This window comes from Candidatus Nitrosopumilus sp. bin_7KS (assembly GCF_054095835.1).
In genome coordinates this window covers 35,171-58,054 of the sequence record NZ_JBSWSO010000005.1, presented here as the reverse complement: position 1 = coordinate 58,054, position 22,884 = coordinate 35,171, and the positions used below count along the sequence as shown (strand labels likewise).

The 22,884-nt window shown below is 32.7% G+C and carries 29 protein-coding genes; 14 read left to right on the top strand and 15 right to left on the bottom strand.

Annotated features, from left to right (window positions below):
- Window positions 1-73: 73 nt before the first annotated feature.
- The gene (locus ACW9W4_RS05780) at window positions 74-214 is read right to left on the bottom strand and encodes a hypothetical protein (protein WP_457761529.1); all 141 of its coding nucleotides are present in this window, start codon (window positions 212-214) and stop codon (window positions 74-76) included.
- A gap of 131 nt (window positions 215-345) precedes the next feature.
- On the opposite strand from ACW9W4_RS05780, the gene ACW9W4_RS05775 reads away from it, so the two are divergent.
- The 5 genes from ACW9W4_RS05775 (at window position 346) to ACW9W4_RS05755 (ending at window position 2,624) form a co-directional block, all read left to right on the top strand.
- A complete protein-coding gene (locus ACW9W4_RS05775) occupies window positions 346-534 on the top strand; it encodes a hypothetical protein (protein ID WP_457761528.1) in 189 nt (62 codons plus the stop codon).
- A gap of 19 nt (window positions 535-553) precedes the next feature.
- Entirely contained in the window at window positions 554-760 is a 207-nt protein-coding gene (locus tag ACW9W4_RS05770) for a hypothetical protein (protein WP_457761527.1), read from the top strand.
- A gap of 105 nt (window positions 761-865) precedes the next feature.
- Window positions 866-1,174 carry a hypothetical protein gene (locus ACW9W4_RS05765; RefSeq protein ID WP_457761526.1) on the top strand — a complete coding sequence of 103 codons (309 nt, stop codon included), beginning with the start codon at window positions 866-868 and terminating at the stop codon, window positions 1,172-1,174.
- Window positions 1,175-1,276: 102 nt separating this feature from the next.
- Window positions 1,277-1,447, top strand: a complete 171-nt coding sequence (locus tag ACW9W4_RS05760; protein ID WP_457761525.1) for a hypothetical protein — start codon at window positions 1,277-1,279, stop codon at window positions 1,445-1,447.
- Between the two features lie 232 nt (window positions 1,448-1,679).
- Complete coding sequence (locus tag ACW9W4_RS05755) at window positions 1,680-2,624, top strand: DUF4062 domain-containing protein (protein ID WP_457761524.1); 945 nt, start codon at window positions 1,680-1,682, stop codon at window positions 2,622-2,624.
- Between the two features lie 79 nt (window positions 2,625-2,703).
- Here ACW9W4_RS05755 and ACW9W4_RS05750 read toward each other — a convergent pair whose 3' ends face one another.
- The 6 genes from ACW9W4_RS05750 to ACW9W4_RS05725 all read right to left on the bottom strand — a co-directional run bounded on the left by ACW9W4_RS05750 (window position 2,704) and on the right by ACW9W4_RS05725 (window position 7,639).
- Window positions 2,704-3,114, bottom strand: a complete 411-nt coding sequence (locus tag ACW9W4_RS05750; RefSeq protein ID WP_457761523.1) for a hypothetical protein — start codon at window positions 3,112-3,114, stop codon at window positions 2,704-2,706.
- Between the two features lie 184 nt (window positions 3,115-3,298).
- Entirely contained in the window at window positions 3,299-3,541 is a 243-nt protein-coding gene (locus tag ACW9W4_RS05745) for a hypothetical protein (protein ID WP_457761522.1), read from the bottom strand.
- A gap of 6 nt (window positions 3,542-3,547) precedes the next feature.
- A complete protein-coding gene (locus tag ACW9W4_RS05740; RefSeq protein WP_457761521.1) occupies window positions 3,548-3,886 on the bottom strand; it encodes a hypothetical protein in 339 nt (112 codons plus the stop codon).
- Between the two features lie 69 nt (window positions 3,887-3,955).
- Window positions 3,956-6,676: a hypothetical protein gene (locus ACW9W4_RS05735; protein WP_457761520.1), complete on the bottom strand. Its 2,721-nt coding sequence runs from the start codon at window positions 6,674-6,676 to the stop codon at window positions 3,956-3,958.
- Window positions 6,673-7,137 carry a hypothetical protein gene (locus tag ACW9W4_RS05730; RefSeq protein WP_457761519.1) on the bottom strand — a complete coding sequence of 155 codons (465 nt, stop codon included), beginning with the start codon at window positions 7,135-7,137 and terminating at the stop codon, window positions 6,673-6,675. The genes ACW9W4_RS05735 and ACW9W4_RS05730 overlap by 4 nt, the downstream gene beginning before the upstream one ends.
- On the bottom strand, window positions 7,130-7,639 hold the full coding sequence (locus tag ACW9W4_RS05725; protein ID WP_457761518.1) for a hypothetical protein: 510 nt from the start codon (window positions 7,637-7,639) through the stop codon (window positions 7,130-7,132). The genes ACW9W4_RS05730 and ACW9W4_RS05725 overlap by 8 nt, the downstream gene beginning before the upstream one ends.
- 57 nt (window positions 7,640-7,696) lie before the next feature.
- Between ACW9W4_RS05725 and ACW9W4_RS05720 the strand changes: the two genes are divergently transcribed.
- The 4 genes from ACW9W4_RS05720 (at window position 7,697) to ACW9W4_RS05705 (ending at window position 10,418) form a co-directional block, all read left to right on the top strand.
- Window positions 7,697-8,254: a winged helix-turn-helix domain-containing protein gene (locus ACW9W4_RS05720; RefSeq protein WP_457761517.1), complete on the top strand. Its 558-nt coding sequence runs from the start codon at window positions 7,697-7,699 to the stop codon at window positions 8,252-8,254.
- On the top strand, window positions 8,251-9,462 hold the full coding sequence (cas1, locus tag ACW9W4_RS05715) for a CRISPR-associated endonuclease Cas1 (RefSeq protein WP_457761516.1): 1,212 nt from the start codon (window positions 8,251-8,253) through the stop codon (window positions 9,460-9,462). The genes ACW9W4_RS05720 and cas1 (ACW9W4_RS05715) overlap by 4 nt, the downstream gene beginning before the upstream one ends.
- A gap of 484 nt (window positions 9,463-9,946) precedes the next feature.
- Window positions 9,947-10,207, top strand: a complete 261-nt coding sequence (locus ACW9W4_RS05710) for a hypothetical protein (protein ID WP_457761515.1) — start codon at window positions 9,947-9,949, stop codon at window positions 10,205-10,207.
- A gap of 40 nt (window positions 10,208-10,247) precedes the next feature.
- Entirely contained in the window at window positions 10,248-10,418 is a 171-nt protein-coding gene (locus tag ACW9W4_RS05705; RefSeq protein ID WP_457761514.1) for a hypothetical protein, read from the top strand.
- Between the two features lie 23 nt (window positions 10,419-10,441).
- Here the strand turns inward: ACW9W4_RS05705 and ACW9W4_RS05700 are convergent, their stop codons facing one another.
- The 4 genes from ACW9W4_RS05700 to ACW9W4_RS05685 form a co-directional block, all read right to left on the bottom strand.
- Window positions 10,442-11,830 carry a matrixin family metalloprotease gene (locus tag ACW9W4_RS05700; protein ID WP_457761513.1) on the bottom strand — a complete coding sequence of 463 codons (1,389 nt, stop codon included), beginning with the start codon at window positions 11,828-11,830 and terminating at the stop codon, window positions 10,442-10,444.
- The gene (locus ACW9W4_RS05695; RefSeq protein WP_457761512.1) at window positions 11,823-12,203 is read right to left on the bottom strand and encodes a response regulator; all 381 of its coding nucleotides are present in this window, start codon (window positions 12,201-12,203) and stop codon (window positions 11,823-11,825) included. The genes ACW9W4_RS05700 and ACW9W4_RS05695 overlap by 8 nt, the downstream gene beginning before the upstream one ends.
- Before the next feature lie 37 nt (window positions 12,204-12,240).
- Window positions 12,241-13,557 carry a PAS domain-containing sensor histidine kinase gene (locus tag ACW9W4_RS05690; RefSeq protein WP_457761511.1) on the bottom strand — a complete coding sequence of 439 codons (1,317 nt, stop codon included), beginning with the start codon at window positions 13,555-13,557 and terminating at the stop codon, window positions 12,241-12,243.
- 242 nt (window positions 13,558-13,799) lie between these two features.
- The gene (locus ACW9W4_RS05685) at window positions 13,800-14,159 is read right to left on the bottom strand and encodes a hypothetical protein (RefSeq protein ID WP_457761510.1); all 360 of its coding nucleotides are present in this window, start codon (window positions 14,157-14,159) and stop codon (window positions 13,800-13,802) included.
- A gap of 121 nt (window positions 14,160-14,280) precedes the next feature.
- On the opposite strand from ACW9W4_RS05685, the gene ACW9W4_RS05680 reads away from it, so the two are divergent.
- Together ACW9W4_RS05680 and ACW9W4_RS05675 are read left to right on the top strand one after the other, a co-directional pair.
- Window positions 14,281-14,985, top strand: coding sequence for a hypothetical protein (locus ACW9W4_RS05680; RefSeq protein ID WP_457761509.1), 705 nt, complete (start codon window positions 14,281-14,283; stop codon window positions 14,983-14,985).
- Window positions 14,986-14,994: 9 nt separating this feature from the next.
- The gene (locus ACW9W4_RS05675) at window positions 14,995-15,480 is read left to right on the top strand and encodes a hypothetical protein (RefSeq protein ID WP_457761508.1); all 486 of its coding nucleotides are present in this window, start codon (window positions 14,995-14,997) and stop codon (window positions 15,478-15,480) included.
- Window positions 15,481-15,487: 7 nt separating this feature from the next.
- Here ACW9W4_RS05675 and ACW9W4_RS05670 read toward each other — a convergent pair whose 3' ends face one another.
- A complete protein-coding gene (locus ACW9W4_RS05670; RefSeq protein WP_457761507.1) occupies window positions 15,488-16,465 on the bottom strand; it encodes a hypothetical protein in 978 nt (325 codons plus the stop codon).
- 135 nt (window positions 16,466-16,600) lie between these two features.
- Here ACW9W4_RS05670 and ACW9W4_RS05665 point away from each other — a divergent pair, with 135 nt between their 5' ends.
- A complete protein-coding gene (locus ACW9W4_RS05665) occupies window positions 16,601-17,341 on the top strand; it encodes a hypothetical protein (protein WP_457761506.1) in 741 nt (246 codons plus the stop codon).
- Here the strand turns inward: ACW9W4_RS05665 and ACW9W4_RS05660 are convergent.
- The 3 genes from ACW9W4_RS05660 to ACW9W4_RS05650 are packed head-to-tail and all read right to left on the bottom strand — an operon-like array spanning window position 17,328 to window position 20,993.
- On the bottom strand, window positions 17,328-20,024 hold the full coding sequence (locus tag ACW9W4_RS05660; RefSeq protein WP_457761505.1) for a hypothetical protein: 2,697 nt from the start codon (window positions 20,022-20,024) through the stop codon (window positions 17,328-17,330). The genes ACW9W4_RS05665 and ACW9W4_RS05660 overlap by 14 nt on opposite strands.
- Window position 20,025: 1 nt before the next feature.
- Window positions 20,026-20,481, bottom strand: coding sequence for a hypothetical protein (locus ACW9W4_RS05655; RefSeq protein ID WP_457761504.1), 456 nt, complete (start codon window positions 20,479-20,481; stop codon window positions 20,026-20,028).
- The gene (locus ACW9W4_RS05650; protein ID WP_457761503.1) at window positions 20,478-20,993 is read right to left on the bottom strand and encodes a hypothetical protein; all 516 of its coding nucleotides are present in this window, start codon (window positions 20,991-20,993) and stop codon (window positions 20,478-20,480) included. Before ACW9W4_RS05650 ends, ACW9W4_RS05655 begins: the two co-directional genes overlap by 4 nt.
- A 37-nt stretch (window positions 20,994-21,030) precedes the next feature.
- Between ACW9W4_RS05650 and ACW9W4_RS05645 the strand changes: the two genes are divergently transcribed.
- Both ACW9W4_RS05645 and cas1 (ACW9W4_RS05640) read left to right on the top strand, forming a co-directional pair.
- Entirely contained in the window at window positions 21,031-21,618 is a 588-nt protein-coding gene (locus ACW9W4_RS05645; RefSeq protein ID WP_457761502.1) for a MarR family transcriptional regulator, read from the top strand.
- The gene (gene cas1 / locus ACW9W4_RS05640; RefSeq protein ID WP_457761501.1) at window positions 21,615-22,826 is read left to right on the top strand and encodes a CRISPR-associated endonuclease Cas1; all 1,212 of its coding nucleotides are present in this window, start codon (window positions 21,615-21,617) and stop codon (window positions 22,824-22,826) included. Before ACW9W4_RS05645 ends, cas1 (ACW9W4_RS05640) begins: the two co-directional genes overlap by 4 nt.
- Window positions 22,827-22,884 lie beyond the last annotated feature (58 nt).

Below are 22,884 nucleotides of genomic sequence, written 5' to 3'. Positions count from 1 at the left end.
AGATTTTTTACATTTGTAAAATAAATAAAAAATGACAGAAGATATCCTCTGTCATGTTGAGGTGTTATTGAAATTAAATATTGGTAGCAATAAAGGCACCAATACCCATTCCCATTACAACACCCAAGCCCATACAGAACAGATCAAATTTTATGACCTTTCTAAATGGTGCATGTACCATTCTATCTAATGTGCTGGTTTTGTGAGTTTGCATATCTTTCACCTCGGGCAACCCATAACACGGTAAAATAATTAAACAAACGGCAAGTTGATTTCGTTTTGAATTAAATCAACTATCATTTTCCTTAATTAGAAAAATAACATTTGGTATGTAGGAAGTTTAAAATGAATATCTACGATACAAAATCCATCTATTGCAAGGATTGTGGAAAATCTATAGGTGAAATAGAATATGATGCAAATGTAATCTTACCTGAATGTGGACAGTGTGCTAATCCTATGCCTGAAGGCGATAACATATTGTATACAGTAAATGCGATCAAAAATCAATCAAAATCTGTAATCACTATATGATAATTGGAATTGAATCATTATGGGACTAGGAAACTGTAAAAATCAATGCATAGTGTTTGAAAAATCATCCAAACAAGAAGCATACACTACTGGTGGATGTTTTTGTCAAAATTGTGATTACTATTACCAAGAAAAATTTCCAAGATGTCCGTGTTGTAACAGTAGAGTTCGTTATACAACTCGCTCTAACAAACATAGATCAGAGTCTAATGTACAACGCATTTGAAAATTTTTTTTGATAGTTTGTAAAATTCGTAGTAAAATTATTTGAGTTTATATAAAAAAATTCTGATGTGCATGTTATTTACTTCATGTTTTATCGTGATCACTCATGGCAACAAAAAAACGTGCAGCTAAAAGAAAACCTGTAAGGAAAATAAAGAGAGCTGTAAGAAAAACTGCTAGTAAAGCAAAGAGAACTGCCACAAAAGCAAGAAAAACTGTAAGAAAAGCAAAAGGTACAGTTAGCAAGGCAAAGAAACGAGCGACACTAGTAGCAAACAAAAGAAAAAGAGAACTTCTACAAGCAAACAACAAGATCAAAACTGTAAAGAAGGCTCTAAAAACTGCAGAAAAATCTGCTAAAACAAAGAAAACAAACTATCAAAAAGCATTGAAAAGAGCAGCAACAACTCAATAGTTGTTAGTTTGAATTCTAATTTTTTTATTCTTATTTTTACATTAATTCCATCACGAATTTGAAAAAGACAACTACAAGAGTAATGGGAATCATAGATAGCATATGACCAAAGAAGATGCTGCAAAACATTCAAAAAAATGCATGTATTGTGGAAAATCTGATGATGTGAAATATTTGGGAGGGGTGGATTGGTTCTGCAACAAGGGCTGCCATTACAACTATAGACAATTAACTGACAATATACGACGAAGTGATACACGAATTAGAAGATAGTATTAGAATTTTGTATTTGATTAAAGTCTTTGATTTTCAGATAGAAATAATCTTGCTGGGAATATAGACAAAGCCCTAGAAATGTCACAAATAATAAGAAATTAAAAAAAACAGATTGGTAAAATATAAGCGATCTTATCGATAATCACTTTTTAAAATTGATTGTTTACCACACAATTCTGTGGCTACACCTATGAATTACTTTATGAAAGAGAATATTTAACAGATTTTTATGGTCGAAAAGAAATTACGGATTTTTGTAAGCGGTAAAGAAGATGAACTTTTCAATGAAAGAATTATAGCTAACGATACAATCGAATCTTTTGAATTCTTACCCGAAGGGTCTGAAAATCGCTCTGCATCAGATGATCCTATTGAATCCGAATTTTTAGAAGAGGTTAGAACATCCCACATCTATGTAGGGATTTTTGGAGATGAATATAGCTCTCCTTCAATTAAAGAGTTTGAAACTGCTCGCACATATCAGATTCCAACATTAATTTTTGTTCGTAATTTAAAAAAAAGTCGAGATGTAAAATTAACTGAATTTATCGATAAAGTTCAAGAATCCCAAACAGGAATTGTCTATAAAAATTTCAACAATGTTTTAGAATTACAAAAAGAATTAAAAAAATCCCTCTCACAAATTCTTTCAAAAAGATTTACCAAGTTTGAAGAATTTCGTAAGGAAAATGAAGAGTTAAAAAATAAATTAACTGCTAAAAAATCATCTGACAAAACATTGTCCACGCAGGATAGAATAACTGACACCTCATCCATTCAAATTATACCGCCTAAAAATTTAGCAGTCACTCCTTCTTTAGAATATGGGCGTATCAAAATTCAAAATTTCATTATTCCACAAAATATTGTTCGTGGCAAAAAATTTAGTGTATCTGCATCAATTAAAGGAAAAACCCGTAATGGATTTTTAGATCTTGTATTGATTTCACCTGATGATATGCATTATTGGATTCCTGACCCTACAAGTTGGAATTCGATAAATGATAATGGAACTCTTGAATTTGATGACGATATATTTTCAGCATCTTGGCTTTGTGAAATCCCACCCAATTGGGAGGTTGGGAAATATCGTGCAGTTATGGGAATTTATGAAAACAAAGCTGTAAATAGAAAATTACTTCACTATCTTGAAAATGAAGTTACAGTTAGCTAATTGAATTAAATTTCAATCACATCTATCCTAATGAGAAACAATAGTGAATCATATCTAGAACGCTGGAGGATTCTATTTTTTATAATCTGTTAGGACTAACTTCAACCATGGCTTTTTGGAATTCTTCCATTCCAGAATATCCAAATATTTCATTAAATGCATCTAAATATCGTTTTTGTTTCTCAAACATTTCTTTTTGAAACGCTTGGTTTTGATTACCAAAATTAGCTACATTTGCCCCATTATGATACGTTGCTGAACATATTGCTCTTTTTATCATTTTACTATGAATATCCAATTCAATACTATTTGATTCACCTAAAATCTTCAATAGAATTTCTGCAGAGTTTAACTCGTTGACGTACATGTATTTTAGGGCATCCGACTCAAAATCCTTCTTAGCGACTTTAAGTGTCATAAATTCTTTATATTTTATTAAAGAATCTTCCAGTAGATCTTTTGTAAAATTATCTAATTGTTTTAGAACCATATATGCATACTTAATCACTATGATTTAAATTTGATTATTCTCGTTTCTTATTTTTAAAAAATAGTTGTATTTCTATTATCAAATTATGAAATTAACATTTTTCCAATTTTTAATCTATATTGTATCTATAAAATTAATGTAAGTGCCTAACGACATTGACAAAGTGTCTTTGAAGGGTTTAAAGTTATATTTCATTAGGCTTTTTGAATTTATCCGGATCATAATTTGAATCAATATCAAATTCAGTTGCCAAAATCGAACTCCACATATGATCATATTTTACTTCTGCATGATCTGGAAGTGTTTTAACAAAATCTCCATCCCAATAAACTACAGATTTTCCACATTTTTTACAGATAGGGTTTGGAGTAGAATCTGAAATCATAGTATACACAATCAAACATTTTGGGCATCCACGATTTGACATTTTAGTTCACATATTGTTCTTGGTTCTAGGAGAATGTTCATCTCCTAGATCCGGAATTACTAAGGAATTAAACATGCTGGATAATGCATAAACTCTACTAGCACACTGAATACCAATTTTAACTTCTTCAGATTGATGTTCACATTCTATGTATTTGAGACGAACTAGAGTATTTTTTGCCCATGTATTGAGTTGTTCAAGAATTTGATATGTCTCAGTAATTGCATCAGGAATACCAAGTGGACAGTCACAAGGAAACCCATCCATCACAAAATGATCACATTTTTGAGAATGATTGTGAAAACACATAGAACAAACCACTACATTAACAGATTCATTTTCCATACTGTATAGTACGGTTCAGTACTTTATAAGATTATTGAAAAATATTCTGAATCATAATCGATCTAGACATTATTTAGAGAAAATTTTAGATATTTTTTCTAAGATCTTCTTTCTAAGTATGATTCTCTTACTACTTTCCAGTTTCTTTTTCAACCTGTAAAACTCTCTTCTATCCAGTCCAATTTCTAAAGCCTTTCTCAAAGTCAAACTTACAATAATTTCTCTAATCCTCTTTTGTTCATTCACATACTCGTTGCTATCCTCTGCAAAGGCACCCCTTACCATTGAAAATTCAATATTGTTTGCCTCTTTTCCAATGTATTTGATGGAATTTTTGTCAATCTCTAGGTGTTTGCGCTCTAAAACTCCGATATCCCCGTTTGATTTTGCTTCATCATGATTGATGTAGTCCTCAAAGACCTTATCAAGCATCTTCCAATATTCTTTGGCATCTAACGAGCCTTCATGAGGATAGACCTTGCCTGTCTTGTGATCAAGGAATTCCATGTATGGCACTTGAGTGTGTTTTGATGAATCAACTTTTGGAATCATCGGTATGATTGGTTCGCCCGTTTCAGGATCAGACAGAACAGCAGTTCCAATGGTAAAAAAATTAAATGCAGTTATCGAATCAGAGTATAATTTCCCCTTGTTTAGTTTTGAAAATCTTTCATAGATTGGAAAAGTGCTTACTCGCAGTGTAGAAATTGCAGGTCTGTTTTTGTATTTTGAAATAATCTCGTCTTTTCTTTCTGGATGGTAATGACATTCAAGAATATCTTTCCACCATTGCTCATGGTCTACTCCTTCTAAATGTCCTAGTCCATGTGAAGAATACTTGTAAATTTTAATCTCGTCATTTTCAAATCCGTAAAGAACATACCTCTTTGCAGATATTCCGTAAAACCAAACATCGTCTGCCAAATGTTTTTTCTTGTTTTCATCTTCATACTCTTCAATCTTGAACATCTCCACGTCATGTTTGTACGGGTTTAGTGGCTTGAAGAAATCCTGAACCAATTGAACATGTTCGGGGGAAATGAAAACTGCATCAGTGTCACAGTATGCCATGTAACCCTTATTCTCTAAAACAAGTGATTCAGATGTTGCCAAGATTAGTCTGGCACCAGATGTCAGAAAAACACCCATTATAGGATTGAAAAAAGTACCGTTCTTCTCTATTCTCTCCACACTGGTCTCAAATGACTCATCAGAGCCAAACACTGAAACGTCATTGCTTTTGTTTGGATGTTCAATATCTTGTTGAATAAAAATTCCATAGGACGCGGAATTTGCAACTATCTTGAGATGATTCTGGATTAATTTTGAGATGGCACCATCAAATGGCATGATGTTATTTTTTATCTCCAATCTCTTTTCAATTATTTTTTGGATAAAATCCTCATCAGGTTTTACCGTTATCCCTTCAAAAATATCAATTTCTTTGAGATTTTCCTGCATTCCTTCAGGAACAAATGTAAATGATTCTAGTATTTTGGGCGTTTTTCCGGATAAGAATTTGGAGCCAATCAAGTCATGCAATGTAACCCAAATGGCAGTACTATCACGTGATTTTAGATAATTTATGCCTATATTGGTAGTATTTTGTGTGTTGTACTTTGATCTGGCAGGCAGTATGTCATCATTTGGAATGACCTTGCAGATGGTTATCGATTTTTTCCAAAATTCTTTGTTTGTAATGTCTTGTTTTGTTACGGTGTCAAGTAATTTCTGAGTTTCCTTTGTGGATTTATGATGAGTTATCTTTTTTGCTTTAAGGAATTTATCCATCTGTAATAAAACGTAGATTGTTGGATACATGCTAGTAAAGTCAATGTAGGATACTTTGGTTGGGGTCTTTCTAATCCTACAATCAGTTCTGCCACCATAATATGTCATCATGACATAGCCCAACAGTTCCCTTGAAAAATCTGGATTTTGTTTTAAGAACGGCACTATTCCAATTTGTTCTAGATATGATTTCCCAATTGAAGCCGGAGAGTATAATTCACTTTCATGCTTGCGAATATGATAAGTCAGATATCTCTTCATTGCTTGCAAGTACAAGTCATGTGTTGCTAGAGTGTCATTGATGTTGTACTCTACATAATTTTCAGACATTACACCATGTTCGTCCGTATCTAATTTTCTAAATTTTGAACCAAAATCTATCAGAGCATTTTTTAGAGTATAGGATTTGTTTGTAAGTGCAAATGTAAACGTCTTGAGATCAACAAAACAACCGCGATAGGTTCTAGATTTTTTCTCAGTTTCTGTTTTAGAGTGAGATGCAAACTGGATGAATGCTGATTTTCCATCAAGACTTTTAATTACAATTCTAGGATTACTTTTATTTTCTGATAATTTTAAAGAGAATCCATTGTGTTGAAGTTTTGATTTTCCAGAGTATATTGCAAGTCTGGATAAATCAAAAGGCAGATTAAATCCTACACAGATTGCCCTTGCACGATAAACATTTGGAATGAATACTTTCTCTACAAAGTCTTTTCTTGAGAGTAATTCGCATTTGTGCTTTGATGCAATTTTTACGAGTTTTTCAATGTCTTGATCTGATAGATTGTCATCATAAAATATGTAGAATTGTCGTAACTTTCCAAATGACCACACCCCGCACGAGCCAAAGACCAGTCCCTGAAATTCGTCAGATCTTGTCTCAGTGTCCAAAACTAGAACGAGGTTTTGATTTGCCTCTAGTTTTAGGCGTGGTTTGTCCTTTTTCTTGCCTTTTTTCTCAGTGTAACATCTAAAATAGAGAGGCAATCCGGTCATTGCCATCTTTCCAAAAGGACGTTTATCTTTTCATTGTATGAATAGGCTAATTCTGTGTAAATACTGTTTCCTGTCTTGATTGTCTTTAATTCCAAAATGTTTTGCAATCCCAAAAGGAAAAATGCCTGTCTGAGATTTTTAGGTTGGTTCTTTTCAAGCCATCTTTTGTCCCAAGTTTTCTGCTTGTCTGATAGCCATCTGTGACAAGCAAGACATGCAGTTATAGTTCGATAATCATGTTTTCTCCCAGAGATATGGTGAAGTTCTAAATTACAAAGATCCTCTTTTGAATTACAAATTTCACATCTTTGTTTTTTGATTTTTGATTCCCGTTTAGTTTGATGGAATAAATCATCAATCCATTTTTGCGCATTGTCGATTTCTGATTTTGTATTATCAAGTAATTTCATAATTCTTTCATTTGAGAAAACAGATAATGCTAAAACTATATCACTATTCAAATTCATACACCTGTGGTCTGTCTGGCTCTTGCTCTACACGCTCCTCGATTTCAATTATCTTCTTAGGTCTTGTCTCTAAAGAATGAAGTTTTCCATTGCTGTCTCTGATTTTCTTTTTGGAAAACTCTGATAATTTTTTCCTGTTTCCTGTGTTGAGAAATTCTTTTTTTGCATTGTGATATTTGCCAATGGTACTGGCATGCCTTGAATCCCTAATCTCAACTGAAATCATTTTTCCCTTTTCGTTTATTATCATAGAGCGGGAAATCTTGTCAAACCTTTTTGCAACCCACCTTCTGCTTACTTTTTTGAAGGCATTGGTATGACTGAGAACTGTTTTTACTGAGAGTTTGTTTTGTCTTGCAATTTTAGTTAGTGATTTGTTTGTAGTACGTGCCTCATTAACAACCTCAAGTGACCTTATGCGAATGTCTTTTTCTTCGGGACTGAGGCTACTCCAAGATTTTTTGTAAATCGCGGTTTTCTTTTTGAGAGTTGGCACATGGGATTTTGCATTTGAGCTATACTTATTTACTTAACTAAGTATAGTAACTATACCATGTATGACTCATACCACGCACAAAAATCCACTAGAGACAAGAACAAAGCAGTAATTTTGGATGCTCTAAAAGATTCTCCACAGAGATTTACAGAACTGCTAAAAATAAGCGGACTGTCTCCAGCAGGTATCACAAAACTTCTACTAGATATGGTCAAGGAAGATTTGATTCACAAAGAATCTGACAAAAGATATTCTGTCACAAATACTGGCAAAAAGATTCTTCAATCAGCAGATATTTCCTACATTACTAATCGTATACGAAATGAAGGAGGAACATATCACCCCCGATATTCCGGAGTAAAAGAGGTCTTGAAGAATTTTAGACTGAATGATGCCATCTATCCGTTTCTGTATGTTGATAAGAATCTGGATTCAGAAATTCTTTCTACATCGTATGTAGAAAAAATCCAAGAAATGATTTTAGAAAAAATCAAAAAATCAATTGAGAAAGAAAAGAAGAAAGACAAATTTTCAGGACAGATGGTCTTGGGGTTTGTAATTGATTACACTGAAGCAAAAGATCTTTTAAAGCCAACGGAGAAAAAACAAAGATGAACCCTTTGTTAATTTCAGGATTTGGAACATCCATCAATGTTGATAAGAGAAAACTAGTCATTACAAACAAACTAAAAAAAGAAAAACTTGAATTCTATCCTCACAAGATTGATCACGATAGTATTATCATTGATTGTCATACTGGAAACATTTCATTTGAGGCAATGCGATGGACTGTAAAACATGGAATCAATCTATCTTTGTTAAACTGGAATGGCAATTTGCTATCAGTTACACTTTCTGAGGAGCCAAAGTCAGGAGGATTGAAAATTAAACAGTATCAGAAATACCTTGATGACTCATTTAGACGAAACATTGCTACCAAGATTATCCAAGTAAAAGTAAATCATTCTCAGAATCTATTGGAGCAACTCTCAAAATATTACAATGTAAATTATCCAAAAATAAAACAATCATTTGAAAAAGAATCAAAATGGCTAGAGACAAACTCTGAAAAAATCTACTCTGATCTTATGACGTATGAGGGAAGGATTGCGGGAATCTATTTTGAGCAAATATCCAAAATAATCAATGAAATTGTGCCTGAATTTGGGTTTAATGTGCGTAAAAGCAAGGAAAACTCTAGGAACTATAACGCATCAGACGAGGTAAATGCCCTGTTCAATTATGGATACGCTATTTTAGAATCAGAGATACGAAAAGTAGTAAATTCAGTAGGACTTGACGGCTCCATAGGATTCCTGCATGAAATCACGCCATCTAGAACTCCATTGATTTATGATTTACAGGAATTGTTCAGATGGATTATTGATTTATCTATAATACAATTACTGGAAGATAAAAAACTCAAGAAATCCGACTTTATCGTTACTGAGAATTACAACATGCGACTGCGTGAAAAGACTGCAAAATTACTGATAGACAAAATATCTGCAAACTTTAACACCAAAGTTCCATACAATGGCAAGAATTATTTTTATCAAAATGTATTGTTTGACAATATTCGCAATCTTGCACACCACATTTCAGATAAAAAGATAAAGTTTGACTTTGATGTTCCAAAATTAATTATTCAAAGAGAGGATACGATTCAGTTAAGAAAGAAAATTCTTGCACTGACTCCTGAAGACAGAAAGAGACTTGGAATCAACAAGTCTACTTTGTGGTATATCAAGAAGAATATTTCAGACGGAAAGACTACAAAAATCTATGAAAAAATAATGTACAAACTAAATTGTATAAATTAATTCTTGTTTACCTCATATTGAGACAATGATATTCATAATGAGAACAAGTTTACAAAATGAATTATTCAAAATGTGAATATATTCATTGAGGAAAAGACTTGAATTTACTAAATTTTAGGCGTTAATTTACAACAATTTATGTATGTGTGAAACAAAAAGAGATTACTTTTGTAAACAGTCTAAAATTGTTTTACTGTATTTACAAAACTAGTTTTCATTTGACTGAGTAAAATTTACAATTCCTCATTTTGTATTAATTGAAAACATAGTAAATTTTACAGATTGTGTTTTTTCTAAAATACAGTAAACTCGTGAATAAATTTACAAAAATAGTGTAAAATTTACAGATTTAGGCGTGGATTTTACTTGTAAAATGAATAATTTAGGCATGAAAAATGATGTTATGAGTGTACGATTTTACTGATTTTTAGTAAAGTTTTCAAATGTAAAGTGATGGAAAAAACTATTCAATCAGGAAAGAGAAATGGATGAAGAATTACCATATAAAATTTTGAAAATAATGCGGGATATTTACAATAAAGATCCTACTGGGTACATGGGGATGGATTATTTTGAACCAGCACTAAATCTCTCTGAAGAAGTCATTCAAGGTGCATTAATTTATCTAAAAGAAAAAGGATGGGTAAAGTCAAACGCAAAGTGGTGGTCAGATGGGGCGATTCCGTCTGAGGAGTTTGTCAGGGGATTGCAGTATTTGGTGAAGATGGGAATAATTCGTGTTTGATTTGTTCAATTGATAAAATGTTTGACGGTAGACAGAGTATGTGGATTTTCAAAAAAGACTACGGGAAATTATTGAGGATTTGACTTTGGAAAAGGCTTTAGAAATTGGACTGGACAAAAGAGAGTTTTACAGGTTGAAAAAGAAACTGGAAAGCGATAAACCAATTGTATTTCGAACAAAGACATTAGAAAAAATTATTGAAAATAATTAAAATCTCTTAACATCAAAAATGTATTAAATCTCACAAATGACTTCGCTGTTCTTGCTTCCGTCATACAGCGATGCTATTGCATCCACATTACACTCTGAAACGTAAGGAAATTCAGTCTTAATGATAGGATGCATCAGATCCTCAGAAGCTGTAGAATGAGCAAGACCTAGTGCATGACCCATCTCGTGGCGCAGTATGGTCTCAAACTGTGCCTTGGACAGGTTTTTTGCATCGTATATCGTAATCTCCGATTTTAAAATCTGATTTTGTGAGCTATCTGCAATTGATTTTGTAAACCCTGAATACCCGTCACCGCTTCTCATGTCAGTTAGCCTGATGGTGATGTCGCCTTCCCCCGAATTGGATTCTATTATCTCTAGCTTGTCTGGGATGTATGTCTCAGTGGGTTTTTTGGATGCTTCTGCCAATGCTCCTGCCCATCCCAAATAATACAGTGATGTAGTTCCCTTTGCCCCCTTGTGCAGCAAGGAATTGTCGATCTCTATTGCCTCATCTGAGTTTACAACCTTTCTTATGATGTCCATTCTTTCAGGATATTTTTTAGAGTCAATTACATTCACATAAAGTGTGGTTCCTTCAACCAATCTCCAAGAAAGCCAAGTGTCCATTGTTTCTCCTCTGAGATTCTGTATGACATAACTTGACTTTACCTCCCCTATGTCAGCCACTCTGTATTCTTGACCCATCAGATCTACTATCAACAAGGAATAACCTCCAGAAATTGCTGCTATCGCTATGCCAGCCACAGCTATTGTTAGAAGGTGTTTTTTGGAAAGGTGTCTATTTTTCTCTTGTTCTGTTTTGATGGATTTGTTTAGAAATATCTTTTTTTGGTCAGATTCTAGTTTTTCATGTGACAGATTTTTTATTGTTTTTTGAAGATCATTCTTTTCTTCCTGTAGCTTATCCAGACGGCTTGTTAAAGAATTATTTAGTTTTGCTGTTATCTTTTTTTCCTGTTTTAATTCATCTATTTCGTGTTTTGTTTTACCGTCTTGATTTTGTATTGGTGATAATGTGTCATCTAAGGAGTTAATTGTGTCTAGTAATTGTTTGGTGTTCTCATGGATGATCTGTGTTTTTTTCCTTTGCTCGTCATTTAATGAACCGAATTTATCTGCAAGTAACATCTCAGTGTATGCCAATATCGGAGTCATCGGAGTGCGGAGACCATGATGTACTTTCTCCAATGTGCCTTTTACATCTGTGGCTTCTGTTAGTAATTTTGAGATCTTTTTTGTCACATCATTTGAGGAATCTAGTGTATCAAGTATGAATGGGAAACCCGAGTTATCTGTATTTAATTTGCTTTGCGAGGCAAGTAATTCTGATGTCTTTTTTTGAATCAGCGCTAACTGTTCTAGTTCGTTGATAACATGTTGGTCATTCATGTATGTGCATCTGTTTTTTGATTTTGCTTACATAATCTAGTAGATCATCCGGATCAATTGGTTTTTTCAGTATGGAATGAACGCCTCTTTTCTTCAGCAAATCTTTTTCCTCGTCGGAAATAGATGATGCAGTTAATGCAACAATCAATTTATCACTAATCAAATTACGGCTGTAAAGAGACTCGACAATGTCAGATCCTGAAAATTCAGGCATTGCTATATCCATTAGAATTACATCAAATGAATTGTTTTCAATCATGCTTAACGCATTTTGTCCATTATTTGATACAGAGCACTCGTGACCTAGATGAATAAAATATTTAGAAAACGCAGTAGATATGTCTTCATTATCATCAATCATTAATATTTTCATAGGTGCATACTAGCTTCACTCATACTATATTACAATTTCATAATGCCACTATTGCATTTGACGGTAATCGTATGAAAAACGTTGTTCCTGTTTTTACATTACTTTGAATAGAGATGGTGCCTCCCAATTTCTCCATTATGCCCCTTGAGATTGCAAGTCCAAGTCCAGTTCCACCAGCAGATCTTCTTTCCGATGTGTCAATTTGATAGAATTTTTGAAAAAGATTTTTCTGTTTTTCTGGTAACATCCCAATACCATTGTCTTTTACATAAAAAATAAGAGCGTCGCTTTCTTTCATGGAGCCTATCTCGATCTTTCCCTTGTTTTTTGGGACAAACTTTATTGCGTTACTTAATAGATTATCAAAAACTTGTCTCAATCTTGTTTTGTCTGTTTTTATAACCATGTTTTTGGTGTGTAAATTTGTAATAAACTGATGTTGTTTATTTTCCATGACTCTCCTATAGTCTGAATCAATACTGGAAAAAAACTTGTCCAAAGATAAATTACCTATGTTGAATTTAAGCTGGTCAAGATCAAGCTTTCTTACATCCATGATGTCCGTTATTAGCGTCTCAAGTCTTTTGGCATTTTTTTCTATTATTGTAACTGCATCTGCTTGCTCCTCATTTATTTTGCCAAGCATTGATGTTTTAAGCATCTTACAGTATACTCTTATTGGTACAAGTGGAGTGTTTAACTCATGAGTTATCATTGTAGAAAATTCGTCCTTTGCAACTCCTTTTAGTTTTTCTGATAATGCAGTTGCATCAGTGAGCTCCAACTGTGTTTTTGCTTTTGCATCAGTGAACTCCAACTGTGTTTTTGCTTTTGCATCAGTGAGCTCCAACTGTGTTTTTGCTTTTGCATCAGTGAGCTCCAACTGTGTTTTTGCTTTTGCATCCGTGAGCTTCAACTGTGTTTTTGCTTTTGCATCCGTGAATTCTGCTAGTAATTGTTCAACCTTCTTTGTTTCAGTGATATCTCTTGCTGCAGCAAATACACCTAACACATTACCTTCGTCATCTCTATAGACAGATGCATTGTAAAGTACGTCGGTGATTTGTCCAGATGAATGTTTTATGGATAAGGGATAGTCTCTGACGGTACCTTCCTTGAACACTCGCTCATATCCCTCTCTTGCTTTTATTGGCTCTGTGAAATAATTGGAAAAATCTGTGTTTATTAGATTTTCACGAGACATGCCTGTAACAATAACAGTAGCTTCATTTACGTCAGTAATCTTTCCTTCTGGACTGATTGTAACTAGCGGATCCAGACTTGCTTCGATAAGACTACGTGCATATTGTGATGTTTCATAGAGGTTTTTTGCTTTTGCATCAATGAATTCCATTTGTTTTTTCTATTGACTATTCAATATGATGCGTTATAAGGAATCAATAAGAAAACATGTAATTAAACGCTAAACCAGACCATGGTCTTTTTTAAATTTCTCATTATTTGTGACATTTCTAGGGCTCTGTCTATATTCCCGAAATAATCATGCTGGGGATATAGTTAGCCGCATGGATTTTGCACTAACTTTCCCTTATTCTTTAGAATTTAGAGGGTTGATTTTGCACTAAATTTGATGTGTTAGGAGTTTTTGATTTCTTGTCCTTTAAAAAATAAAATCAGAATTACTATGGCTATAACAGCTGCCCCTACCAAGTTTCCGGCTACAACATTATTCCAAAGGTTTGGTAGTTGACTGGTTGCGGCATATGATATTATTGTTCCAACAAAAATAAGACCTAGAATCCGTATATTTTCTTCGCCTTGGTCTAATCCTAGACGACCTTTCCAAATTGCTATACCGATACTTGCTACAAAACCTACACTAGTTAATGGACTAAGGTTCCAAAGTGTAACCGCCATCTCTTTGAAAACAAAAATTCCAACAAAAATTACAAGTCCAATTATGATTAGAGATACTATTGTCTTGGGAAGATCCATAATGGTGTAACATTGAACAAATAATAATACTGATCTAGGAATTTGAGATTTTTCCTGAAATTAAGAGTCGATTTTGCACTAATTCCATCATCTATTTTTGTGAGTGTTTCATCATAACGATATGGTAGATATTACCGAGTTTTCATCAAATGATTTCCTAGAGATGGCACTTCGTTGCAGACATAATTCAATAGTTCTAAAGGATTCTGCAAAATTGTTACAGCAAAATGAATCTAGTAAAAGACATGGATTATTCTTGTACTATACTGCATCTGAAGAGTTTCAAAAGGCGTTGTTTTGCATGTTTGCCCATCGTGGAATAATGCGACCTGAGCAATTAGGAATCATATTCAAAAAACATGAGACAAAGACCACTCTTTTTCACATGATATTTCGTAATCATAATTTCTGCGTAAAAGATGGTAAATTCTACTATGGGGATACTTTGCTAAAGAATATGAATTTGAGGGATTTGACAAATAGTGATCCTGACTATGTAAAGCAATACAATTCAAAAAGAGAGGACTCTCTCTATGTCAAACCCCATGATGACGGAACATCTTATGATCCTAGTCAACAACCAATTGATGTCGGTGCAGAATGGGAAAGAATCCATGATGAAATCACATATCTTAATGGAATCTTTGACTTGGTCTGGACTAATGACTTCTCTGGGGATTTGGGTGATTTTGATTACTACGTACTAACACCAAAGGATCTACCAAAGAAATACAATTTCACATTCAATGGTTCAGGGGAATTAATCAAACGAGAGCAATACAAACCAGATGGATTTGATGAGAGGATGGGACAACCAAGTAGTTGAGATGATCATATGATTGAAAAAGACTTGACAATTCCAAAAAAACTAGAAAAACAATTTGATAAAGAATATGAACGATTTTGTAACTGGGCAAGGGTAAAAATGTCAAAATCTGAATTTCTTGAATTCAGCATGTTACAAACCCATGATCAAATACTTCATCATAGGGCTATGTTGTTATTTTTTTCAATAACTCCAACTAAAATAGGAATCTTAGACAGAAAAAACAAAGAAAAAATAATTGTAAAAAGAGTTCATGATTATCTATTGTGTAAGAAAGATAATGATATTGCATGTTTACATTGTAATTTCTGCCAAAATGATAAAGAAGTGAAAAAATCACTCAATCCAAAATATGCTTTTTATGTAAGACAAGTTTTCAAACCCAAAATTGAATGGCCTGAGTTCAAGGGACAAAAACTTGATTTTGATACAATAATTGGTAACAAAACCTTTTTTGATGATATTCCTACTGGAGATTATTCATTAGAACTTTAAAAAACACCTAGTTTTTAGGAATTTTCTTTTTAACATATTCTGCAAAAAGAGTAGTACTTATTTTTCCTTTTTTGAGATTTTTGATTAACTCTTCTAACTCTTTCTTGCTTAATACGCTGACTCCATTCAACACACACTCTCTTCTTGCTAGATCATCTGTGAATGTATCATCAGCAGTGCAAACCAAAATTGGATACACTATGAGTTTGCTCCATGATTTGTATTCTTCTTCATATTCAATTTTTCGACCGACGATTTGATCTACTTTCTTCTTAGATATCTTTCCAGTGGTATTTTCACAAATACATATTATTTCGTGTAATGAATCAATTGCAATAACATCGATATTTCCTGCAATAACAGGATCATAAATTTCAGTATCAAAACCTGACAAGTGTAATAATTTATCTACAAAACGATCCAATACATTGCTGTTTTGATTTTCAAGATTTTTTAGTAATTTTTTGAGGTCGGGATCTAATTTGTTATATGCTTTCAGTCTGGTTTCTCTTTTTTTCTTTTCTATTTCATTTATAGTTGCATTAACTTGATTTTCAGAATATTTATTTTCAGATGAACCCTTATTCATCGCATTAGTGACTTTGATTGCTCTTTCAAGAAAATTTATGTCATTTAGTAAATCCCATGAAGGTTGAAAAAGTGAAGCATCATCAGGGGTTTGTTCATTGTTTAATTGAAGTGCAATGGAATAAAGTTGTGTGGCAGATTGAGTAATTTTTTGTGTGTATTGCTCCCAACTATCATGATTTAATTCATGATTAATTTCGGCAATTCTTGTCACTATTGACTCTGATATTTCGATGATCTGATCTCTTTCATTTTGTTCAAGAGCAAAAGCAGGCAAACAAACCCAAGCTCTTCCACTAGCATCCTCTTTTGGAAGATGATCATTCAATACTGTTCTTACATAATCTACATCTTTTTTGATTGTTGTAATATGATCTAAAACAAGATCAAATCCCATATTTAATCACAAAATCAATTCATAATTCACATTTAAACAATTTTTCTATTTTGGGTATTTTCACATAGCAAATACTCAAATGCAAAAATTCTGCGTAATTAAACCTAATATTTCATAAAATATGAATTCTCTCTAATGTCAAACTTAGAAAAAAACAAAGAGTTTGAAAAAAATGTAAAATTACAGAAAATAAAAGATACAATTTTAGGTTTTAGTGGCGCCTTATCTATTGCAGGAGGGATAGCAAGTGGAAATCCTTTATTGGCAATAGGTGGGGCTACAGCTGTTTTTGGAAGTATCGTTAATCCAACTATACAGAAAAGACGAGAGGAATGGTGTGAAAACCTCCTTTTGGACTATTATGAATTAACTCAAAATAAAAAAATAGATTTAGAATCATTATTAAAAAATGAAAAAATCATAGATGCCATAATTCAAGCCTCACTTATTGCAATCAAAACTAGATATGAAGAAAAAAGAAAACTACTACGTAATGGAATTTTGAACGTTTCTCAAGGGACATCATTAGAAGAAGATATGCAAACCATGTTTTTTCAATGGATTGATGAATTGACTTTAACTCACATACATCTATTATTGTTTTTTAATGAACCATCAAAGTGGAAAGAAATTGATGGGAAAGATTGGCAAACAAACTTTCGTGGAACATTTAGCATTAATGACTATTTTACAGACAAATTTCCCAAATTAACAGGTTATGAACAATATTGTAGAGAATTGCATTCTAAAGGATTATTACATATTTTACATCATGAAGCAACACACGAAGAAAATGAAATGTGGAGAAAACCTCTTTTGTATTCATGGACGTCTGAACTTGGAAAAGACTTTCTCAAATTTATTAAAGAATCCTAAACATCAATTTCTTTAAAATTTTTTCTTTAAGTTTTATAGATTCTCTGTGTTTTAATTTCTCTTTCAAATAGTAAAATTCTCTCCTAGAAATTCCAATCTCTAATGCTTTCTCCAAAGTCAAATTCTCAATTATCACTCGTAACCTCTTTTGAAAATTCACATACTGTATTGTATTCTCTTTTGATACTCCGAAAACTTGTGATTGCTCCAGCTCATTTGATTCCTTGCCGATATACCGTATGGAATTCTTGTTAATTGTAAGATATCTTTTCTTCAAAAAACCTACATCTCCCTCATATTTTGACTCTTTATGATCGATATAGTCATCATTTAACACAGATTTCATGTCTTTCCAGTAATATTGAGGCTCAAGTGAGTCCTTGTGAGGGTATTTTTTTCCTGTCTTGTAGTCTAGAAACTCCATAAATGGAATCTCATCAAGTTTGTCCATTTCTGATAAAAATGGAATTATTGATTCATTGGTATTAGAATCCTTTCTGCAAGCAGTTCCAACTGTTGCAAAGTTGTATGGTTTTATCTTTTTAGAGTATGGTCTGGATTTGTTTATCTCATCAAATCTTGACAACATTGGATAGTTTGTAATGGATATTTGAGATATTGCATATTTGTTTTTGTACTTTGATAGGATAGCATCTTTTCTTTCTGGATGGTGAAATATCAATATTAAATCCCTCCACACTTTTTCCCCATCAATGCCTTTTAGATAACCTAATCCATGTAGAGAATATTTGTAAATTGTAATCTCTTCTGTTATCTCATCATAGTCATACAGTACGTATCGCTTGGATGAAATAGCAATACACAACACGTTATCTAAAATCTTTTTTGTTTTCTTGTCATCTTCTATTTTGAACATCTCCACATCTGCGTTGTATGGATTAAGAGGCTTGAAAAATTCTTGAACTAGTTTTACATGTTTTGGTGATATGAATACACTGTCCGTATCACAGTATGCAACATATCCGTTATTTTTCTCAACTAACTTTTCAGCAGAAGATAAAATCAGCCTTGCCCCCGCAGTAAGAAACACTGCCATTATTGGATTGAAATATTTTCCTTCAATCTCCGTCTTGTCCACCATACAACCAAATGATTCCAGCCCATGTACTGTTACCTTTTGATTCTTTCTGTGTTTGGGATCCATCTGGATAAATATTCCATATGCTGTTGCATTTGCAATTATTTTTAGAATATTCTGGTTTAGTTGTGATTGTCTGTCTGAGTTCTTTTTGATGTGTAATCTCTCTTCAATTAATTTTTTTATAAAATCCTCTCCGCTTTTAACATGGATTCCTTTTAGAACCTCGATATCTTGCAGTCCTTCTTGGATTCCTTGCGGTGAAAAAGTGATTGCCTCTTGAATTATCGGAGTTTTTCCAGATTCTATCTTTGATGCTACTAAATCAGGCAGAGCATACCAAATTGCAGTATTATCCGTACTTTTGAGATGGTTAATTCCAATGTTTGTAGTATTTTTGTTCCCATATCTTGATCTTACAGGCACAATATCATCATCAGGTATGATTTTGCATATTGTAGTTAGGTGCCTCCAAGTCTCTTGTTTGCGAATATCGTCAATAGTTATGCCATTGAGAAATTCCTGAGTTTCCTGTGTCGTATAGTTGTAATCAATCTTTTTTGCAACCAAGAATCGATACATTCCGAGCAACACAAAAAGCGTTGGATACATGCTTGTAAAATCAACATAACTTACAGGCATCGAAGTACCTCTGATCATCACTCCTGTTTTACCTCCAAAGTATGTACTCATGGTATAGCCTAGAATTTTTTTAGGAAAATCAGGATTTTGTTTGAAAAATGGTTTTATTCCAATCTTTTCAAGATAACCTTTCCCAATTGATGCAGGTGAGAACAGTTTGTTTTCAGATTTTGCAAGACAGTAATTTTCATACCGTTTCATTGCATGCCTGTACAAATCATATGTTGCCAAGGTATCATTGATGTTGTATCCGATGTATTCTTCTGAAATAATTCCATGTTTCTTTGCATCTAGTTTTTTTAGATTACATTCAAAATTCTCCAATGCACTCTTTAATGTATATGATTCATTGCTCAATGAAAATGTAAATGTCTTACAGTCTATGAAACATCCCTTGTAAAGTTCTTTTTTCTGCTCATGTTTTTTTCTTAGTGGTTTTGTAAATTCTATGAACTGTGATTTTCTGTTTAGACTTTTAATTACAATATTTGGATTCTGTTTGTTTTGCGATAGTGTAAAGGAGAATCCGTTGTGATGCTTTCTTGACTTTGTATGGTATGTCGCAAGTCGTGACAAATCAAAAGGAAGATTAAATCCAATACATTTTGCTCTAGATGTAAAGACTAGCGGATAAAATACATCGTCAACAAACTTTGATCTTGAAATTACTATTACGTTGTATTTTGAACAAATTCTCTGAATCTTGTTGATATGAGATTTCCTTAAATTATCATCATAAAAAATATAAAGTTTATTCAGTCTTTTGTTAACCCATACTCCACAAGAACCAAAAGTTAGTTGTTTTGATTCATCAGATGTAGTCTCTGTATCTAAAACTAATTCAATAGAATTATTGTATCTAGGAGGATTCTTAGGCGTAAAATCACCATTATAGGAAGGATTTTCAACAAAACATCTCAGAAAAAGTGGAATCTCGTTCATTTTAGCCTCGTTTTAACAGTTCAAAAATGATTTCAGTGTAGGAATATCCAAGATTCTCATAAAGGAAATTTTCAGTCTTTTTTGATTTTAAAATTAGAATGTCTGCTAATCCTTGTAAAAAGAATACTTGTTTCAAATTCTCTGATTGATTTGATTTTAACCATCGTGCATCCCATTTCTTTTGCATCAATGATAACATGTCATGACATGGAATGCAGGATGTAATTTGCCTAAAATCATGCTTTCTTCCTCCTATGTGATGTCCATCAAATCTTATCTCTAAACAAGTACAAATTTCACATCTATCTTTTCTGATTAGAGATTCTTTGTGGGATTGGTTGATTATATTGTTTAACCAAATTTCCATTTCATTAATTGTATAATGAGTATCATCACGCAATGCTCCAATTTTTGAATTAATTATTACTGAAATATTTGAAATGGATGTCAAATTCAATTTCCGTCTCCATAAATTTCACGAAGTTCTCTACTCTCAACTTTCTCCTCAATTTCTATTATTTTTTGTAGATTTGTTTCAAACTTGTGACTCTTTCCATTGACATCTTTAATTCTCTTTTTTGAGAATTTCTTTAGTGATTTAGGATTTCCTGTATCCAAATATGTCTTCACTGCATTATGATATGATCCAATAACAGAAGATACTCTGGAGTCTTTTACTTCTATTGACTTTGCTTTTCCATTTTCATTAATTACTAACATTCGTGAGATTCTATCAAATCTTTTTGGAATCCATTTTCCATTTTCTTTTTTGAATGCATTGGTATGATTTTGAACTGTTCTAAATGAAATGCCTTTTTCTTTTGCAATGACTGATAATGATTTTTTAGTATTCTTTGACTGTGTAATTACATCTAGAGACTTTACTCTCTTATTCTTTTGTCTTGGAGTGAGTTCATTCCAAGATCTTTGATGTATTGGAATTGTTTTTTTCTTTTTTACTGTTGGCACATGTTATCTTGCACTTAAGATATCCTTAACTACTAAGTTGGGTATAGTAACTATATCCAAAACCATGCCTGAAAGACCATATCAAGCCCAATTTGACACAAAAAACAAGAACATTGCCAAAGTCTTGAATGCGTTAAAGGATTCTCCAAAACTAAACAAAGATCTGAAAAGAATTTGCAAACTCTCAGATGCAGGTCTATCTAATATTTTAAAGCGTATGATGAAAAATAAACTAATAGAGTACGATTCAAAAAACAGAAATTACTATATTGTAGATAAGGGATTTAGGGCTTTAGAAGAGTCAGACATTTCATACATTACAAACAGAATAAGAGATGATGACGGTACATTTTATAGATATTATTCAGGGGTATATCAAACACTTATTCCACGAAGAAGGGTAGGGGCGATAAAACCATTCATGTATATCGATAAAAGTTTGGATTCATTGAATTTGTTTTCAACTGAAGATGTAGAAGAGATTGAAAAACTTGCATTCAAGAAACTATCTCAAAGCATAAAGAGAAACAAATTAGTTGAAAAGAATACTGGAGATATTGTATTGGGGTTTGTAATTGACTATCGTAAAGCAGAAATTCTAGTAAAGACAGGTAAAATGAAATGAAACCATTACTGATATCTGGATTTGGCACATCCATCAATGTTGATAAGAGAAAACTAGTAATTTCAAACAAGATAAAGAAAGAGCATATGGAATTCTACCCACACAAGATTGATCATGACAGTATAATCATAGACGGACATACTGGAAATATTTCATTTGAGGCAATGCGTTGGACTGTAAAGCATGGAATCAATCTATCTTTGTTGAACTGGAATGGCAATCTTTTATCAGTTACACTTCCTGAGGAACCAAAATCAGGGGGATTGAAAATTAAACAATACCAGAAATATCTGGATGATTCATTTAGAAAGAATATTGCGACAAAGATTATCAAAGTAAAAGTAAATCATTCTATGAATATGTTGGAGCAACTCTCAAAATATTACAACATCACTTATCCTAAAATAAAACAATCATTTGAAAAAGAAGCAAAATGGCTAGAGACAAACTCTGAAAAAATCTACTCTGATCTTATGACATATGAGGGACGAATTGCAGGAATCTATTTTGAGCAAATATCCAAAATAATCAATGAAATTGTGCCTGAATTTGGATTTAATGTGCGTAAAAGTAAAGAAAATTCTAGAAACTATAATGCATCTGATGAGGTAAACGCTCTATTCAATTACGGATATGCTATTTTGGAATCAGAGATACGAAAAGTAGTAAATTCAGTAGGACTTGATGGCTCTATAGGATTCCTACATGAGATTACACCATCTAGAACTCCCTTAGTATATGATTTACAGGAATTATTCAGATGGATTATTGACTTGTCTGTTATACAATTACTTGAAGAGAAGAAACTCAAGAAATCAGACTTTATTGTAACTGAGAATTACAACATGCGACTTCGTGAAAAGACTGCCAAATTACTAATTGAAAAGATATCTGCAAACTTTAACACCAAAGTTCCATACAATGGTAAGAATTATTTTTATCAAAATGTATTGTTTGACAATATTCGCAATCTTGCACACCATATTTCAGATAAAAAGATAAAGTTTGACTTTGATGTTCCAAAATTAATTATTCAAAGAGAGGATACGATTCAGTTAAGAAAGAAAATTCTTGCACTGACTCCTGAGGACAGAAAAAGATTGGGAATCAACAAGTCTACTTTGTGGTACATCAAGAAGAATATCTCTGATGGAAAGACTACAAAAATCTATGAAAAAATAATGTACAAACTAAATTGTATGAATTGATTCTTGTTTACATCATATTGAGACAATGATATTCATAATGAGAACAAGTTTACAAAAT